The organism is Luteimonas chenhongjianii (assembly GCF_002327105.1).
GTDB lineage: Bacteria > Pseudomonadota > Gammaproteobacteria > Xanthomonadales > Xanthomonadaceae > Luteimonas > Luteimonas chenhongjianii.
The window spans coordinates 1,149,932-1,167,232 of record NZ_CP023406.1 but is presented as its reverse complement, the minus strand read 5'-3'; the positions used below and the strand labels follow the sequence as shown (position 1 = coordinate 1,167,232).

Genomic DNA, 17,301 nt, shown 5'->3' with positions numbered 1-17,301 from the left:
ACCGTGTCGGCAGCAGGGGGTCCCGGCCTTGGGCAGTCCTGCAGAAAACGTCGCTCGAAGGGCAGTACGCCCGGCCGATCAGTTCAGCTGACCGTGGCAGTGCTTGTACTTCTTGCCGCTGCCGCAGGGGCAGGGATCGTTGCGGCCGACCTTGTCGACGTCGCGGACGATCGTGGCGGGCTGGGCCGCCGCGCGAGTGGCGCGAACGTCCTCGGCCTCCTCGTCGGCGCTGTAGCTGCCGGCGTCGGCGTGCTGGAACTGGGCCTGGTTGAGCTTGGCTTCGACCTGGCGACGCTCCTCCGCTTCCAGCGCGGCGATCTCGTCGTCGCTGCGCACGCGCACGCGCGCCAGCATGGTCACCACGTCATGCTTGACCTTCTCGAGCATTTCCGAGAACAGCTCGAATGCCTCGCGCTTGTACTCCTGCTTGGGCTGCTTCTGCGCGTAACCGCGCAGGTGGATGCCCTGGCGCAGATAGTCCATGCGGCCCAGATGCTCCTTCCAGCCCTGGTCGAGCACGTTGAGCATGATGTGCTTCTCGAGCATGCGCATGGTCTCGTCGCCGAGCTGCGCTTCCTTCTCGGCGAACAGGCGGTCGACTTCCTGCTGCACAAAGGCGGAGATCTGCTCGTCGTCGAGCTCTTCGCGGCTCTTTGCGAGGTCGACCAGCGACAGGCGCAGCCCGAATTCGCGCTCGAGCTCCGACTCCAGGCCCGGCAGATCCCATTGCTCGTCGATGGACTGCGGCGGCACGTAACGCGCGACGATGCCGGCGACCACATCCGCGCGGATGCCGTCGATGTTCTCCTTGACGCTCTCGGCGTCCAGAAGCTCGTCGCGCTGGCCGTAGATGACCTTGCGCTGGTCGTTGTTGACGTCGTCGAAGTCGAGCAGGTTCTTGCGGATGTCGAAGTTGTGCGCCTCGACCTTGCGCTGCGCGTTGGCGATCTGCTTGGTCACCAGCGGCGACTCGATGATGTCGTCTTCCTGCAGGCCCATGCGCGCCATGACCTTCTGCACCCAGTCGGCGGCGAAGATGCGCATCAGATTGTCTTCGAGCGACAGGTAGAAGCGGCTGGAACCCGGGTCGCCCTGGCGGCCGGAACGGCCGCGCAGCTGGTTGTCGATACGGCGCGACTCGTGGCGCTCGGTACCGATGATGTGCAGTCCGCCTGCAGCCTTGACCGCATCGTGGCGCACCTGCCACTCGGCGCGCAGCCTGGCCTTCGTGGCCTCGTCGACCGGCGCGCCGGTATCGGCTTCCAGCTGGGCGAGCTCGGCCTCGAGCGAACCGCCGAGCACGATGTCGGTGCCGCGGCCGGCCATGTTGGTCGCGATGGTCACGGCGCCGGGACGACCGGCCTGGGCGATGATCTGCGCCTCGCGCTCGTGCTGCTTGGCGTTGAGCACCTCGTGGGCGATGCCTTCCTTGCGCAGGTGCTCGGACAGCAGCTCGGAGACTTCGATCGACGTCGTGCCGACCAGCACCGGCTGGCCGCGCTCGTTCGCCGCCTGGATCTCGCGCGCGACCGCGCGGTACTTGCCGGCGCGGTTGAGGAACACCGCGTCGGGGTTGTCCTTGCGGATCATCGGGCGATGGGTCGGGATCACCACGACCTCGAGCGAATAGATGCTCTCGAACTCGTAGGCTTCGGTATCGGCCGTGCCGGTCATGCCGGCGAGCTTGCCGTACATGCGGAACAGGTTCTGGAAGGTGATGCTGGCAAGCGTCTGGTTCTCGCGCTGCACCGGCACCCCTTCCTTGGCCTCGACCGCCTGGTGCAGGCCGTCGGACCAGCGGCGGCCCGGGAGCGTGCGGCCGGTGAACTCGTCGACGATGATCACCTCGCCGTCGCGGACGATGTAATGGTCGTCGCGCTGGTAGATCGCGTGCGCCCGCAGGCCCGCGTTGAGGTGGTGCACGATGTGGATGTTCTGCGGCGCGTAGAGGCTCTCGTCCTCGCCGAGGATGCCGGCCTTGCGCAGCAGTTCCTCGGCGTGCTCCTGGCCGGCCTCGGACAGGTGGACCTGCTTGCCCTTCTCATCCACCCAGAAGTCGCCGTCGCCGTCTTCGGTCTCCTGCCTGACCAGCGAGGGCACCAGACGGTTGACCTTGATGTAGAGCTCGGGGGAGTCGTCGGCGGGGCCGGAGATGATCAGCGGCGTGCGCGCTTCGTCGATCAGGATCGAGTCGACTTCGTCGATGATCGCGTAGTTGAGGCCGCGCTGGTAACGGTCGGCCTTCGACAGCGCCATGTTGTCGCGCAGGTAGTCGAAGCCGAATTCGTTGTTGGTGCCGTAGGTGATGTCTGCGCGGTAGGCGTCGCGCTTCGCTTCGCCGTGGGGCATGCCCGGCCAGATCACGCCGACCGACAGACCCAGCCAGTTGTAGAGCTTGCCCATCTGCGCCGCGTCACGGCGGGCGAGGTAATCGTTGACCGTGATGACGTGGACGCCCTTGCCCTCGAGCGCATTGAGATACGTCGGCAGCGTGCCGACCAGGGTCTTGCCCTCGCCGGTGCGCATCTCGGCGATCTTGCCCATGTGCAGCACCATGCCGCCGATCAGCTGCACGTCGTAAGGGCGCATGCCCAGCACCCGCTTGCTCGCTTCGCGGCAGACCGCGAAGGCCTCGGGCAGGATCTTGTCGAGCGATTCGCCGTTGGCGATGCGTGCCTTGAACTCGGGCGTCTTGGCCTGCAGCTCCGCGTCCGAGAGCGCCTCCATCTGCGGTTCCAGGGCGTTGATCTTCGCGACGATCTTCTCGAGCTGTTTGACGAAGCGGTCGTTGCGACTGCCGAAGACACTGGTGAGCAGGCGATTGAGCATTGGAGTACCGGGTTCGGGAATCGAGGCGCGGCGCAGGCGGTTTCGCCGCAGAGCCGCAAAAGAAAAGGGCGCCGGGCGCCCTTTCGTTGGCAACACGCATTGTAGCTTGGGGAGGGCGGCTGCGCTTTCAAGCCACCCGGACCGCGCGGGTGGCGCCCTTGCGGCTACCGGTGGACGGCGGACGGGAGCCTTTCTCTGACAGGGCGCCTGCCCCGCGCGGCTGCGGACCGGTATGCGTCGGCGTTGCCGCACGCTGCCGGGCTGCGTGTGTCGAACGCCAGGAACAGGCGCAAGCCCGACACGTCGCCCAGCGTCGCCCCGGATCCGGCCGGGTCAACGCGCATGCGCAGGACCCGCTGCGTCTGCGCCAGAACGCAGCGGCTGCGGCCGGTTACTGGCGGGTGACACCCATGTTGCCGAGGAACTTGCGCGGGTTCTGCACGCGGCCGTTCTCCCACACCTCGAAATGCACATGGGCGCCGGTAGAGCGACCGGTGGAGCCGGCCTTGGCGATCTCGTCGCCGACGCGGACCAGATCGCCCACCTTCACCACGTTGCGCGAATTGTGCGCATAGCGGGTCACGTAGCCGTTGCCGTGATCGACCTCGACGACATTGCCGTAGCCACTGCGCACGCCCGAATAGCTGACCACGCCGTCGGCGACCGTCATCACGCGATCGCCGGTGCGGGCGCTGAAGTCGATGCCCTTGTGGAACTGGCCGCCGCGACCGAAGGGGTCGGCGCGGTAGCCATAGGACGAGGTCACGTAGCTCTTGCCCACCGGCGAACGCGACGGCAGCGCGTTCTGCTCGATGCGCAGGTCGAACAGCAGGGCCTCGAGCACCGAAAGCTGCTGGCCGGCGGAGGCGAAATCATCATCGAGCGCATCCATGCCGCCAAGCAGCGTGCGCGCCGGCATGTCCCGCGCGGGTTCCGCACCACCCTGGCCGACCGGCTGGTCGAAATCGAACTCGCCGTCCTCGAGGCCTGCGCCGCGCGCAAGCCGGTCACCAAGGGCATTGAGACGAGTCGCCTGGGCCTGGAGTTCGCTCATCCGCGCAGCGAGTGCGTTGATCTCGCGCTGGGCTTCGCGGCGGGTGGCGTCGATCGCGCGTTCGTTGCTGGCGGCGACGCCATGCAGGCGCGCGACCTCGGCGGCGTTGAGCGCGGCGCCCCCGCACAGGCCGGCGACGGCGACGGCAGCAGCGACGGTCAGCGGCCGGCGCGCCGACACGGCGCGGGCCCGGGCGGCCACCTGCGCGACACGGCCGCGCATATCATTCAAAAACGAGTTCAGGGTCATACGTACCAATGTCTGATTTCAGGTCCAGATCCAAACCGCCCCGCATCGGCGCTTCCCGCGTGGGAGCCCCGACGGCCGCACTGGAAGCGGCACTGGGCGGTACGTCGGCCGATCCGATCCGCCGGGCCATGTGGCTCGACGCGTTGGATCGCCGTCTCGTTCCCCTGTTGCCACCGACGCTGGCGCCGCATGCGCGGTTGGCCAATGTGGATGGCAGCAGGTTGGTCTTCCTCGTCGATTCGCCCATCTGGCACGCCAGGCTGCGCCTGTCGGCTGATGTGCTGCTCGACGCCGCCCGGTCCATCGGGCTGGATGTCAGCGACATCGTGGTCAGAACCTCGACCCGGCCGCTCCGACCCGAGGTCGATGCTGGCCGCGCACGTACCACCCCACCTTCGCCGGTGGCCCGCGCTGCGCTGAAGGCGGCGCTGGCTTCGCTGCAATCCGGCGAGGATGGCGACGAACGAAAATGAAGCGGCGGTCCCGTCCCCTGCTCACCAAAGTCGAGGCCAGGTGAAGGGGGGAGGGGCCATCCTACTGGCCGAAAGCGGGCAGGAGGTTAACTACAAGTTACGGAATCAGAAAGATAACGTTAACTTTTAGTTAAGTATCGCCACAGACATGAACAGGTCCGGCGCGGTCACGGCCAAGTTCATCGCGTGTTGGCGAAGGTGATCACCGCCGCTCAGGCGGCAACCGGGGCGCCGTAGGCGAGCGGTGCATTGCCCGCCCGGTCGAACGTGACCTCTTCCCAGGCGTCGCTCTGCGCCAGCAGTGCGCGGACCAGCTTGTTGTTGAGCGCATGGCCCGACTTGTAACCGACGAACCGCCCGAGGATGGGATGGCCGGCCAGATAGAGGTCACCGACCGCGTCGAGAATCTTGTGGCGCACGAACTCGTTGGCGTATCGGAGGCCGTCGTCGTTGAGCACGCGGAACTCGTCGAGCACGATCGCATTGTCCATCGACCCGCCGAGACCAAGATTGCGCTCGCGCATGTATTCCAGGTCGCGCATGAAGCCGAAGGTGCGCGCCCGGCTGACTTCGCGGATGTAGGCCTCGGTCGAGAACTCGACTTCGGCGCGCGACTGCGCCAGCGGGATCGCGGGATGGTCGAAGGCGATGGTGAAGTCGAGCTTGAAGCCGTCGAACGGCTCGAAGCGCGCGATCTTGTCGCCCTCGCGCACTTCCACCGGCTTGAGCACGCGGATGAAGCGCTTGGGCGCATCCTGCTCCACAACACCGGCCGACTGCAGCAGGAACACGAAGGGGCCGGACGAGCCGTCCATGATCGGAACTTCCGCCGCGGACAGCTCGACATACATATTGTCGACACCCAGGCCCGCCAGTGCGGACATCAGGTGTTCGACCGTCTGGACCTTGGCCGGGCCACAGCTCAGTCCGGTACACAGCGTGGTCTCGGTGACCAGATTGCCGTGTGCGGGAATGTCCACGGGCGGGTCGAGATCGACGCGTCGGAACACGATGCCGGTATCGGGCGCCGCGGGACGCAGGGTCAAAAACACTTTCTCGCCGCTGTGCAGGCCGACGCCTGTCGCGCGGATCACGTTCTTGATGGTGCGTTGGCGGGGCATGGGGGAGTCCGCAGGAGAGAAGATTCCGCGCATCCGTCATCGGACTGCCATCGGAACCGCGAGGCAGATTATCACGGCACCGGCTGAACCTGAACGGAAAGGCGGGCGATGCTGACTGCGCGGCCAAACGCCGTCAAATGCGCTGCGACGGCTGGAAAACGGCCCATCGGGACGAGCCCGATGGACCAAAAGGCGACGCGCGGACAACGCGCCGCCGGGCACTTCAGGACAGGAGGACGCTCCGCCCTGCGGCGACGGCCATCCGCAGGCCGCCCGGTCGGGCGGACGCGCATGCCGTCGCGCGGCGAGGAATCAGCCCACCTGACGGTGCAGGACGGGGCGAAGCGCGGGCGAGGCACTGCCTCGCGCTTCGTCACGCGCCCGGTTACGGCAGGCCGGGAGGGGCCTGCCGCAAGCGATGACCCTCGCCAGGGACGGCATCAGTCGGCCTGGCGACGCAGGAACGCCGGAATGTCCAGGTAGCTGCTGTCGCTGCCGAAATCGGCGACCTTGGGGGCCTCGCTCGACTCCGCACGGGCGTTGCTGCGCAGCGGAGAGGTCGACTGGCCGCCCGCGTTTCCGCGCAGCGAGGCCGCGATGCTGTTGCCGGGGCTGTAGGGCGCGACCGCGTCGGAGCCGTCCTCGATCAGCATGCCGGTCGTGCCGTCGCGCACGCCGCGCTGGTTGTTGCTGATCAGCTGGACCTGCGGCTTGCCGCGGCCCGCGCCTTCTCCGCTGTAGCCTGCCGCCCGCGCCGGGGCGCGGTTCAGGCCGGTCGCGACCACGGTCACGCGGACCTCGTCCTGCATGTCCGGATCGAGCACGGTGCCGATGACGATGGTCGCGTCCTCGCTGGAGAAGTTCTCCACCGTGCGGCCCACTTCGTCGAACTCGGCCATCGTGAAGTCGGCGCCGGCGGTGATGTTGACCAGGATGCCGTTGGCGCCGGCCAGGTTGACATCGTCCAGCAGCGGGTTCTGGATCGCGGCTTCGGCGGCGGCCTGGGCGCGGTCGTCGCCACGGGCAAGGCCCGTACCCATCATCGCCAGGCCCATTTCGGACATCACGGTGCGGACGTCGGCGAAGTCGACGTTGATCAGACCGGGACGCACGATCAGGTCGGCAATGCCCTGCACGGCGCCGAGCAGCACGTCGTTGGCGGCGCGGAAGGCCTGGATCATCGTGGCGTTGCGGCCGAGCACGGTGATCAGCTTCTCGTTGGGAATGGTGATCAGCGAGTCGCAATGCGCCGACAGTTCCTCGATCCCCTTGAGGGCGACCTGCATGCGCCGGCGGCCTTCGAAGGGGAACGGCTTGGTGACCACGGCGACGGTCAGGATGCCCATCTCCTTGGCCATCTGCGCGACCACGGGCGCAGCGCCGGTGCCGGTGCCGCCGCCCATGCCGGCGGTGATGAACACCATGTCGGCGCCCTGCAGCGCATCCATGATGATCTCGCGGTCCTCGAGCGCGGCCTGGCGGCCGACTTCCGGGTTCGCGCCTGCGCCCAGGCCCTTGGTGACGCTGCTGCCGAGCTGCAGCTGCAGCTTGGCGCCGCAGTTCTTGATCGCCTGCGCGTCGGTGTTGGCGGTGATGAACTCAACGCCATCGACGCTGTTGTTGACCATGTGCGCGACTGCATTGCCGCCGCCGCCGCCGACACCGATGACCTTGATCACCGCGTTTGGGGCCATCTTCTCGACCAATTCGAAATGTGCCATGTCCGTCGTCCTCTCGTTGGACCGGGTTCGGCGTGGTGACCACGTCCTTCCCGGCGTCTATTGATGTGCCTTGCTATGCCGTACCGCTGGTTTCGTCGCTGCCCTGCCCGCCGCGTCCCCACCCCCGTTTTCGTGTGCGCGAATCAGAATTCGCCGTTGAATCGCGCCCATATCTTTTTCAGCCACCCGCCGGCGCGGCCCCCGGAGACCACGGGCCGGCGCGGATGTTCGATCTGGCTGCCCATCAGCAGCAGGCCCACCCCAGTGGCGTGGACCGGATTGCCAACCACCTCGCCCAGGCCGGTGACGTGCTGGGGAATGCCCACCCGAACCGGCATCTGCAGCATTTCCTCGGCCAGTTCGACCACGCCTTCCATCTTCGAGGCGCCGCCGGTGAGCACCATGCCGGCGCGCACGTGCTGCTCGAAGCCCGACCGGCGCAGTTCGGCCTGCACCATCTCGAAGATTTCCTCGTAGCGCGCCTGCACGGCCTGCGCCAGCGACTGCCGCGGCAGACGCCGCGGCGGGCGGTCGCCGACGCTCGGGACCTGGATCGATTCCTCGCTGGTCGCCAGCTGCGCGAGCGCGCAGGCGTAGCGCACCTTGATCTGCTCGGCCTCGGGCGTGGGGGTGCGCAGCATGTGCGCGATGTCCTCGGTGACCTTGTCGCCGGCGATCGGCAGCGAAGCCGTGTGGCAGATCGCCCCCTGCACGAACACCGCCAGATCGGTCGTGCCGGCGCCCATGTCGACCAGCACCACGCCGAGCTCGCGCTCGTCGGAGGTCAGCACCGCGGTGCTCGAGGCCAGCGAGGACAGGATCAGATCGTCGATCGACAGCCCGCAACGCTGCACGCACTTGCTGATGTTGGCCGCGGCCGACTGCGCGCAGACGACCAGATGCGCATGCACCTCGAGGCGCACGCCGGTCATGCCGACCGGGTTGCGGATGCCTTCCTGGGAATCGTCGAGCACGTACTCGCGCGGAATCGCGTGCAGGATCTTCTGGTCGGCCGGGATCGCGACCGCCTTGGCCGCATCGAGCACGCGGTCGAGATCGGCCCAGGTCACTTCGTTGTCGCGGATCGGCACGATGCCCGGCGAATTGCGGCACTGCACGTGGTTGCCGGAGATCGAGGCGTAGACCGAGCGGATCTCGCACCCGGCCATCAGCTCGGCTTCCTCGACCGCGCGCTGGATCGACTGCACGGTCGATTCGATGTCCACCACGACGCCGCGCTTGAGGCCGCGCGATTCGTGGCTGCCGATGCCGATGACCTCGATCGGATTGCCGGGCGAGTACTCGCCGACCAGCGCCACCACTTTCGAGGTGCCGATATCGAGTCCGACGATGAGTGTCTTGTCGCCCTTGCGGTTCATGTGGAAAAGCCGGAAACGGAGGTGGAAGAACGGTGCGCGACCGGGTTGGCGGTCGCGTCAGCGGCCCGGGCTGCATCGGGCGCGGGTGGATCGCCCCAGATCAGCGCGAAACCGTTGGTGTAGCGGAGGTCGGCGCGGGTCAGCGGCTCGACCCGGGTGCCGGTCAGGCGCGGCAGCATCCGCGCGAAGCGGGCCAGGCGCAGGCGCGCTTCCTGGCTGCCGACGACGACATCGGTGCCGCTGGACAGGGTCAGCTGCCAGCTGCCGCGCGCGTCGAGCGCGACGCGCTCGACCCGGATACCGGCAGTGCCGAACAGCTCCCGCGATTCGTTGTAGAGCGCGACGATCTCGGGAATGCGATTCTCGGGGCCGTCGAAACGCGGCATGTCGGTGGGCACGTCGACGCCCTCGGCGGCGAACAGGCGGCCACGCGTCGACAACAGCCGCGCATCGCCCCAGCGCGCGAAGGGCACATGCTCGGCGATGCGTACATGCAGAACGTCCGGCCAGCGCTTGCGCACCTCGACCCCGGCCACCCATGGCAGGCGCGCGACATCGCGCTGCGCCTGAGCCAGATCGACCGCGAAGAAGCCGCGCTGCGCATGCGGCAACACGGCGGCGCGCACGCGCGCGGTATCGACCTGCTCGAGGCCGTCATTGATGCGCAGCACGCGCAGCGGCCAGCGCTCGGCGCCGATCCAGCCGTTGACCACGGCGACCACCGGCAGCGCCACCAGCGCAACCGCCAGCGCCCATGCCAGGACCCGCACCATCGTGCCCAGCGCCTGGTTCATCGCGCTTCCACCTCCACCGGAATCGTGGCTTCGAGCACGCGCCAGCACAGCGCCGCGTAATCCATTCCGATCTGCGCAGCAGCCTTGGGCACCAGCGAATGACTGGTCATGCCGGGCGCGGTATTGACCTCGATCAGCTGCAGGCCACGCTCGATGTCGCGCATGACGTCGACGCGGCCCCAGCCGCTGCAGCCCGCCGCACGGAAGGCGGCCAGTGCGAGCGCGCCGACCTCGGCTTCGTCCTCGGGGGACATGCCGGGGCACAGGTACTGCGTGTCGTCGGCGATGTACTTGGCGTGGTAGTCGTACCACTCGCCTGCGGGCACGATGCGGATGGACGGCAGCGCGATATCGCCGATGATGCCGACGGTCAGCTCGTCGCCACGCACCATCTGCTCCATCAGCAGTTCGCCGGCATAGCCGGCGGCGAACTCGACGGCCGGTTGCAGGTCCGCTTCGCTAATCACGCGGAACACACCGACGCTGGAGCCTTCGCACGACGGCTTCACGAAGACCGGATAGCCGAGCGACGCCGCGGCAGCGTGGAGATCCGCGCCTGGTGCCAGGCGGGCGAAGCGCGGGGTCGGAAGACCTTCGCTCATCCACACCTGCTTGGTGCGGATCTTGTCCATGGTCAGCGCGGAACCGAGCACGCCCGAGCCGGTACAGGGAATGCCGAAAGCCTCCAGCAGGCCCTGGACCACGCCGTTCTCGCCGTCGCCGCCGTGCAGGATGTTGAACACGCGGTCGAACTTGCCGGCGAGGATCGCCTGTGCGAGCGCCGGCACCCCGTCGACCGCGTGCGCATCGACGCCGCGCGAGCGCAGCGCATCGAGCACCCCCTGCCCCGACTGCAGCGAGACCTCCCGCTCCGAGCCCGAGCCGCCGAGCAGCACCGCAACGCGGCCGAACACGCCCGGCTCGGTGAAACGGGGTGCGGACAGCGTGGCGCTCATCGGCCCGCCTCCGGGCGCGCTGCGCCGATGAAACCTGCCTGCGCGAGGCGCTGCACGGCGACGCCGATGTCGCCGGCGCCCATCATCAGCAGCAGGTCGCCATCTTCGAGGATGTCGGGCAGCACGCCGGCCAGATCCGCGGCGCCGGCAACGACGACCGGATCGATCCGGCCGCGCGCGCGGATCGCGCGTGCGAGTGCCTTCGCATCGGCGCCCGCAATCGGCGCCTCGCCCGCGGGATAGACCTCGGTCAACACCAGTGCATCGACATCCGACAACACGCCGGCGAAGTCGTCGAACAGGTCGCGGGTGCGGCTGTAGCGGTGTGGCTGGAATGCGACCACGAGGCGGCGATCGCTCCAGCCTCCGCGCGCCGCGGCGAACACCGCCGCCAGCTCCTTGGGATGATGGCCGTAGTCGTCGACCAGCTGTACGCGGGCGCCGGCAGGCGTGACCAGCTCGCCGAGCAGGTTGAAGCGGCGGCCGATGCCCTGGAACGCACCCAGCGCGGCGACGATCGCCTCGGGGGCGACGCCGAGCTGCCAGCCCACCGCGGCTGCGGCGAGTGCATTGAGCACATTGTGGCGGCCGGGCAGCGCAAGCCGCGCGCGGATGCGCGTGTTTTCGGGCAGGCACAGCGTGAAGGTCATCGCCGCGCCGTCCTGGGCGACGTCCTCGGCACGCACGTCGGCGGCATCCGACAGGCCGTAGGTCATCACGTGGCGCGGCGTGGCCGTGGCCAGGCGCGCGACCTCGGGATCGTCGATGCACAGCACCGCGAGTCCATAGAACGGCAGTCGATGCAGGAATTCGTCGAACGCGGCCTGGACGCGGGTGAAATCACCGCCGTAGTTCTCCAGGTGGTCGGCGTCGATATTGGTGACGATCGCGATCAGCGGATTGAGGCGCAGGAAGCTGCCGTCGCTCTCGTCCGCCTCGGCGACGAGCCAGTCGCCACTGCCCAGGCGCGCGTTCGCGCCGGCAGCCAGCAGCTGGCCGCCGACGACGAAGGTCGGATCGAGGCCGCCTTCGGCGAGCACGCTCGCGGTCAGTGACGTGGTCGTGGTCTTGCCGTGGGTACCGGCCACCGCGATGCTGCGGCGGAAGCGCATCAGTTCGGCCAGCATCTCCGCGCGCGGCACGATCGGGATGCGCTGCGCGCGCGCCTCCATCAGTTCCGGATTGTCGGGCCGGATCGCGCTGGACACGACCACGCAGTCGCTGCCCAGTACATTGGCTGCCGCATGGCCGCGATGCACGGTCGCGCCAAGGCTCGCGAGCCGGCGCGTGGTCGCGCTGTCGGCGGTGTCGGAGCCCGACACCTTGTAGCCCAGCGTGCACAGCACTTCGGCGATGCCGCTCATGCCGGTGCCGCCGATGCCGACGAAATGCACGCGCGAGAACACCTTGGCGAAGTCTTCCTTCGACAGGCCGCGGGTCTGGTGGAGACGACGGATCATGCCTGGCTCCTGCCGCCGAAACTCGGCTCGACGCGCTGGCGCAGGCGGCTGGTGCCGCGCACCGGCGCGCCCGGCTGCACGGGCAGCGGCGGCTGGGTGGTAGTGGGGACCGGGCTCGCCGGCGCCGGCGACGCGGCATCGCCCCGCAACCGGGCGACCTGGCGCTGGGCGCGGTCGAGTTCGTAGGAGACGCGCAGCAGCAGGCCGAGCGCGAGACAGGTCATCATCACGCTCGAACCGCCCGACGACACCAGCGGCAACGTGAGGCCCTTGGTCGGCAGCAGGCCGAGGTTGACGCCGATCGACACCAGGCTCTGCATGCCGATCATCATTGCGACGCCGAAGGCGCAGTAGCCGGCGAAATGGCGCCGCATCTCCACGCACTTCAGGCCGATCCACAGCGCTCGGCCGACGAGTGCGGTGAACAGGCCGACCACCAGGCACACGCCGGCGAAACCGAGCTCCTCGGCGAGCACCGAGAAGATGAAGTCGGTATGCGCTTCGGGCAGATAGGACAGCTTCTGTACCGATGCGCCCAGGCCCACGCCGGAGAATTCGCCGCGACCCACCGCCATCAGCGCATTGCTGAGCTGATAGCCGGCGCCGAGCTGGTCTTCCCAGGGATTCATGAAGGACGTGATGCGGCGCAGGCGGTAGGGCTCCATCACCGCGACGCCCACCACCGCCGGCAGCAGTGCGACGACCGGCAGCATCATCCGCTTGAGGTGACCGCCGCCGAGCACGAGCATGCCGGCGGTCACGCCGAGCAGCAGCATCGACGAGCCGAAGTCGGGCTGCAGCAGCAGCAGGGCCACCAGCACCACGGCGACGCCGATCGGCTTGAGCATCGCGCCCCAGGTCGCATTGACATCGTCGCGGAAGCGCACCAGGTAGCTCGCCAGCCAGACGATGTAGATGACCTTGACCGCCTCGACCACCTGGAAGTTGGAGATGCCGAGGTTGATCCAGCGATGCGCGCCGTTGACCGAACGTCCCAGCCCGGGCACGAACACCAGCAGCAGAAGCACGGCGCAGCCCAGCAGCAGGAACCGGTCGTACTTCTCGATCGTCTTGAGCTCGGTGCGCATCACCGCGGTCGCCAGACCCAGGCCGAGTGCGAGGAAGATGAAATGGCGACTGAGGAAGTAGTAGCGACCGACCTGCATGTCCTCGCCGATCGCGATCGAGCTCGACGCGACCATGATCACGCCGAGTGTGGCGATGGCGACGATGATGCCCACCAGCCAGGGATCGAAACGCCCGTGGATGTCGTCCAGGCGCGTGGCCTGACGCGCGGCGGCGCTGTCGTGAGCCATCTGCTCGAAGGTGCGGGCCATCAGCGCACCTTCAACGTGGCGAGGCCGACCAGCACCAGGATCACCGAGATGATCCAGAAGCGCACGATCACGCGCGGCTCGGGCCAGCCCTTGAGCTCGAAATGGTGATGGATCGGCGCCATGCGGAACACGCGCTTCCCGGTCAGCTTGAAGCTGGCCACCTGGATCATCACCGACAGCGTTTCGATGACGAAGATGCCGCCCATGATCACCAGCACCAGCTCCTGGCGCACGATCACCGCCATCGTGCCGAGCACGGCGCCGAGCGCGAGCGCGCCGATGTCGCCCATGAAAACCATGGCCGGGTAGGTGTTGAACCACAGGAAGCCGAGCCCTGCGCCGGCGATCGCGGCGCAGATGATCACCAGCTCGCCGGCCCCGGGCACCTGCGGGATCTGCAGGTAGGTCGAGAACACCGCGTTGCCCGATGCGTAGGCGAACACGCCCATGCCGCAGGCGACCAGGACCGTCGGCATGATCGCCAGACCGTCGAGGCCGTCAGTGAGGTTGACGGCGTTGGAGAAGCCGACGATCCAGAAGTAGGCAATCGCGACGAAGCTGATGCCGGCCAGCGGCAGCGCGATCGACTTGAACAGCGGCACATAGAACGTGGTTGCGGCCGGGACGTCGGCGTAGAGATAGAGATACAGGCCCGCAGCCAGGCCGAAGATCGACTGCAGCAGGTACTTCCAGCGCGACTTGAGCCCGTTGGGATCACGTCGCACGATCTTGATCCAGTCGTCGTACCACCCGATCGCGCCGAAGGCGACCATCACCGCGAGGATCACCCATACGTACTTGTTGCGCAGATCGCCCCACAGCAGCACCGACAGCAGCACCGTCAGCAGGATCAGCGCCCCGCCCATCGTCGGCGTGCCGGCCTTGGAGAAATGCGACTGCGGTCCGTCCTTGCGGATGGGCTGGCCACCCTTGAACTGTGCCAGCCTGCGGATCACGGCCGGGCCCAGCCACAGCGACAGCATCAGCGAGGTCAGCGCCGCGAGGATGCCGCGGAACGTCAGGTACTCGAACAGCTTGAAGAAGTCTTCGAGGCCCTGCAGCCAGCGCGCGAGTTCAAGCAGCATGTCCGGTTCCTTCAATGTTGCGCAGCGCGGTGACCACCCGGTCCATCGCACTGCCTCGCGAGCCCTTGACGAGCACCCGCGCCCCGGCGTGCAGATCGGTCGCCAGCGCTTCGATCAGCGCCGCATGGGAGTCGAATCGCCGGGCACCCTCGCCGAAGGCGTCGGCCGCGGCCGCGCTCAGCGCGCCCAGCGCATAGAGTCGGGCGATACCCGCCGCCCTGGCGCGCACGCCGGCCTGGGCATGCATCGCCGGGCCGTCACCGCCCAGTTCACGCATGTCCCCGAGCACCAGCCAGCGCTCGCCGCCGGCCGCGGCGAGCGTATCGATCGCAGCGTTGAGCGAGCCGGGGTTGGCGTTGTAGCTGTCGTCGATCAGCACCGCGCCACTGTCGAGCGTGTGGCGCACCAGCCGGCCTGCGACTGCCTCGGCGGTCTCGAGCGCCGCGACGATGGCGTCCAGCGGCACACCGGCTGCCAGCGCGATCGCGGTCGCCGCCAGCGCATTGCGCACGTTGTGGCGGCCCGGCAGCGGAAGCGCCACCTCGGCCTCACCCGCAGGCGTGACCAGACGGAAGCGTGCGCCCGCGTCCTCGAGGCGCACATCGCGCGCGAGCACGTCGGCGGTCGCTTCGATGCCGAAACGCAGCAGGCGACGACCATGCGCACGCTGGGCGAAGTACGGCGCGAACGCATCGTCGGCGTTGATGACCGCGGTGCCGTCGGCCGGCAACGCGTCGTAGATCGCGGCTTTGGTGTCGGCGATGCCGAGCAGGCTGCCCATGCGTTCCATGTGCGCGGGCGCGATGTTGTTGACCAGCGCGATGCGCGGCCGAGCGATCGCGGTCAGATAGGCGATGTCGCCCGGCTTGCCGGCGCCCATCTCGTAGACGGCGAACGCCGCGTCTTCAGGCGCATCGAGCACCGCCAGCGGCAGGCCGATCTCGTTGTTGAAGTTGCCGGGATTGAAGCAGGTGGCGGCGTGCCGGGAGAGGATGGCGGCCACCAGTTGCTTGACGCTGGTCTTGCCGTTGCTGCCGGTGATCGCCACGACGGTGGCGCTGCGCTCGCGCTGCACGGCACCCGCCAGCGCGCCGAGCGCGACCTGCGGATCGGCGACGACGATCTGCGGCAGCGGCGTGTCGAGCTGCCGCGCCACCAGCGCGGCGCGTGCGCCGTGAGCCGCGGCTGCCGCGACATGGTCGTGGCCATCGAAGCTCTCGCCCCGCAGCGCGACAAACAGCAGCCCGCGGGGATCGGCCGGGTCGAGCTTGCGGCTGTCGGTGACGACGGCTTCGATCGAGACGTCGTCGCCGCCATGCAGGCGGCCGTTGACGAGTCGGGCAATGCGGGCGAGCGGCATCGGCATCACGGTCGCGCCTCCTGCCACGCATCGAGCGCTGCCTGGGCGACGATGCGATCGTCGAAGGGATGCTGCACGCTGCCGATCTCCTGATAGGGCTCATGGCCCTTGCCGGCGATCAGTACGATGTCGCCGGGCGCAGCCGTCGCGATCGCATGTTCGATCGCGCGACGGCGGTCGCGCTCGACGACCACCGCTTCGGGCTTCGCGAAGCCGGCCATGATGTCGGCGACGATCGCATCACCCTCCTCGCGGCGCGGATTGTCGTCGGTGACGATGACGCGATCGGCGTGGGCTTCGGCGATCGTCCCCATCTGCGGCCGCTTGCCGGCATCGCGCTCGCCGCCGCAGCCGAACACGCAGACCAGTTGGCCGCGCAGATGGCCGCGCAGCGACTGCAAGGCCTGCTGCAGCGGATCGGGCTTGTGGGAATAGTCGACGACGACCAGTGGCTGCGTCCCGCCGCCGAGGCGGTTCATGCGACCGGCGATGGGTTCGAGCGCCCCGAGCACGCGCACGATCTCTGCCGGCGCATGACCCAGCGCCAGCAGCACGCCGGCGACCGCCAGCAGGTTGTCGACATTGAAGCGACCGAGCAGCGACGAGCGCACAGGTAGGAACTGCCCATCGATGCGCATCGAGAACGCGATGCCCGACGCGTCGAAGGTGACCTCGTGCGCGGAGAGATCCGCATCGGCGTTGCCGACAGCGCTGATGGTGATGGCGCGGACGTCGTCGGCGAGCTGCGCCGGCAGCGTCCGGCCGAATGCATCGTCGATGTTGATCACCGCGGCGTTCAGGCCTTCGCGTGCGAACAGCTTCGCCTTCGCGGCGCCGTAACCGGCCATGTCGCCGTGGTAGTCGAGATGGTCGCGGGTGAGGTTGGTGAACACAGCGACATCGAAATGCACGGCGTCCACGCGGCCCTGGTCGAGCGCGTGCGAGCTGACCTCCATCGCCACCGCCTGCGCGCCGGCATCGCGCATCTGCGCGAGCAGCGCATGGGTCTGCAGGACCAGCGGCGTGGTGAATCCATTGGCCTCGAGCGCGCCATGCAGGCCGGCGCCGAGCGTGCCGATCGTGCCCACGCGGGTGCCGCTCGCCTCGAACGCCTGCGCGAGCAGCTGCACCGTCGAGGTCTTGCCGCTGGTGCCGGTGACGCCGACCATCGCCATCGCACGCGAAGGCTGGCCATGGAAGGCATCGGCCATCGCGCCCATGCGCGCGCGCAGGCCGGGGACCGCGATCGCATCGCTTGGCAGCGACGGGATCTCGGCCGGCACCGGCGGTTCGAACAGGATCGCGCCAGCACCGGCGGCGCGGGCGACGTCGGTGAAGTGCAGGCCGTGCGTGCCGAAGCCGCCGATCGCGACGAAGGCATCGCCGGGGCGGATCGCGCGGCTGTCCTGCACCAGGCCGGTGATGAGCGTGTCTTCGGGAACCGCTGCGACATCCGGCAGCAGCTCGCGGAGCGCCATTGCGC

General features: G+C 68.4%; 13 protein-coding genes. 1 reads left to right on the top strand and 12 read right to left on the bottom strand.

Annotation, left to right across the window (positions count from 1 at the left end):
- Positions 1–78: 78 nt before the first annotated feature.
- Together secA and CNR27_RS05305 are read right to left on the bottom strand one after the other, a co-directional pair.
- Positions 79–2,829, bottom strand: coding sequence for a preprotein translocase subunit SecA (gene secA, locus CNR27_RS05310; RefSeq protein WP_096297256.1), 2,751 nt, complete (start codon positions 2,827–2,829; stop codon positions 79–81).
- 391 nt (positions 2,830–3,220) lie between these two features.
- The gene (locus CNR27_RS05305) at positions 3,221–4,132 is read right to left on the bottom strand and encodes a M23 family metallopeptidase (RefSeq protein ID WP_096297255.1); all 912 of its coding nucleotides are present in this window, start codon (positions 4,130–4,132) and stop codon (positions 3,221–3,223) included.
- 8 nt (positions 4,133–4,140) lie between these two features.
- Between CNR27_RS05305 and CNR27_RS05300 the strand changes: the two genes are divergently transcribed.
- On the top strand, positions 4,141–4,605 hold the full coding sequence (locus CNR27_RS05300) for a DciA family protein (RefSeq protein ID WP_096297254.1): 465 nt from the start codon (positions 4,141–4,143) through the stop codon (positions 4,603–4,605).
- Between the two features lie 212 nt (positions 4,606–4,817).
- Here the strand turns inward: CNR27_RS05300 and lpxC are convergent, their stop codons facing one another.
- The 10 genes from lpxC to CNR27_RS05250 form a co-directional block, all read right to left on the bottom strand.
- A complete protein-coding gene (gene lpxC, locus CNR27_RS05295) occupies positions 4,818–5,726 on the bottom strand; it encodes a UDP-3-O-acyl-N-acetylglucosamine deacetylase (RefSeq protein WP_096297253.1) in 909 nt (302 codons plus the stop codon).
- Positions 5,727–6,166: 440 nt separating this feature from the next.
- Positions 6,167–7,447, bottom strand: a complete 1,281-nt coding sequence (gene ftsZ / locus CNR27_RS05290; RefSeq protein WP_096297252.1) for a cell division protein FtsZ — start codon at positions 7,445–7,447, stop codon at positions 6,167–6,169.
- Positions 7,448–7,590: 143 nt separating this feature from the next.
- The gene (gene ftsA, locus CNR27_RS05285) at positions 7,591–8,826 is read right to left on the bottom strand and encodes a cell division protein FtsA (protein ID WP_096297251.1); all 1,236 of its coding nucleotides are present in this window, start codon (positions 8,824–8,826) and stop codon (positions 7,591–7,593) included.
- The gene (locus CNR27_RS05280) at positions 8,823–9,620 is read right to left on the bottom strand and encodes a cell division protein FtsQ/DivIB (protein WP_233580291.1); all 798 of its coding nucleotides are present in this window, start codon (positions 9,618–9,620) and stop codon (positions 8,823–8,825) included. Before CNR27_RS05280 ends, ftsA begins: the two co-directional genes overlap by 4 nt.
- Positions 9,617–10,576 carry a D-alanine--D-alanine ligase gene (locus tag CNR27_RS05275; RefSeq protein WP_096297250.1) on the bottom strand — a complete coding sequence of 320 codons (960 nt, stop codon included), beginning with the start codon at positions 10,574–10,576 and terminating at the stop codon, positions 9,617–9,619. The genes CNR27_RS05280 and CNR27_RS05275 overlap by 4 nt, the downstream gene beginning before the upstream one ends.
- Positions 10,573–12,036, bottom strand: a complete 1,464-nt coding sequence (gene murC / locus CNR27_RS05270) for a UDP-N-acetylmuramate--L-alanine ligase (RefSeq protein ID WP_096297249.1) — start codon at positions 12,034–12,036, stop codon at positions 10,573–10,575. Before murC ends, CNR27_RS05275 begins: the two co-directional genes overlap by 4 nt.
- The gene (gene ftsW, locus CNR27_RS05265; RefSeq protein WP_096297248.1) at positions 12,033–13,373 is read right to left on the bottom strand and encodes a putative lipid II flippase FtsW; all 1,341 of its coding nucleotides are present in this window, start codon (positions 13,371–13,373) and stop codon (positions 12,033–12,035) included. The genes murC and ftsW overlap by 4 nt, the downstream gene beginning before the upstream one ends.
- Positions 13,373–14,458: a phospho-N-acetylmuramoyl-pentapeptide-transferase gene (gene mraY / locus CNR27_RS05260; protein WP_096297247.1), complete on the bottom strand. Its 1,086-nt coding sequence runs from the start codon at positions 14,456–14,458 to the stop codon at positions 13,373–13,375. The genes ftsW and mraY overlap by 1 nt, the downstream gene beginning before the upstream one ends.
- Positions 14,448–15,824 carry a UDP-N-acetylmuramoyl-tripeptide--D-alanyl-D-alanine ligase gene (locus CNR27_RS05255; protein ID WP_425435489.1) on the bottom strand — a complete coding sequence of 459 codons (1,377 nt, stop codon included), beginning with the start codon at positions 15,822–15,824 and terminating at the stop codon, positions 14,448–14,450. The genes mraY and CNR27_RS05255 overlap by 11 nt, the downstream gene beginning before the upstream one ends.
- Positions 15,824–17,296 (bottom strand): UDP-N-acetylmuramoyl-L-alanyl-D-glutamate--2,6-diaminopimelate ligase, encoded by a 1,473-nt coding sequence (locus tag CNR27_RS05250; RefSeq protein ID WP_179948236.1) that lies wholly within the window; start codon positions 17,294–17,296, stop codon positions 15,824–15,826. Before CNR27_RS05250 ends, CNR27_RS05255 begins: the two co-directional genes overlap by 1 nt.
- Positions 17,297–17,301 lie beyond the last annotated feature (5 nt).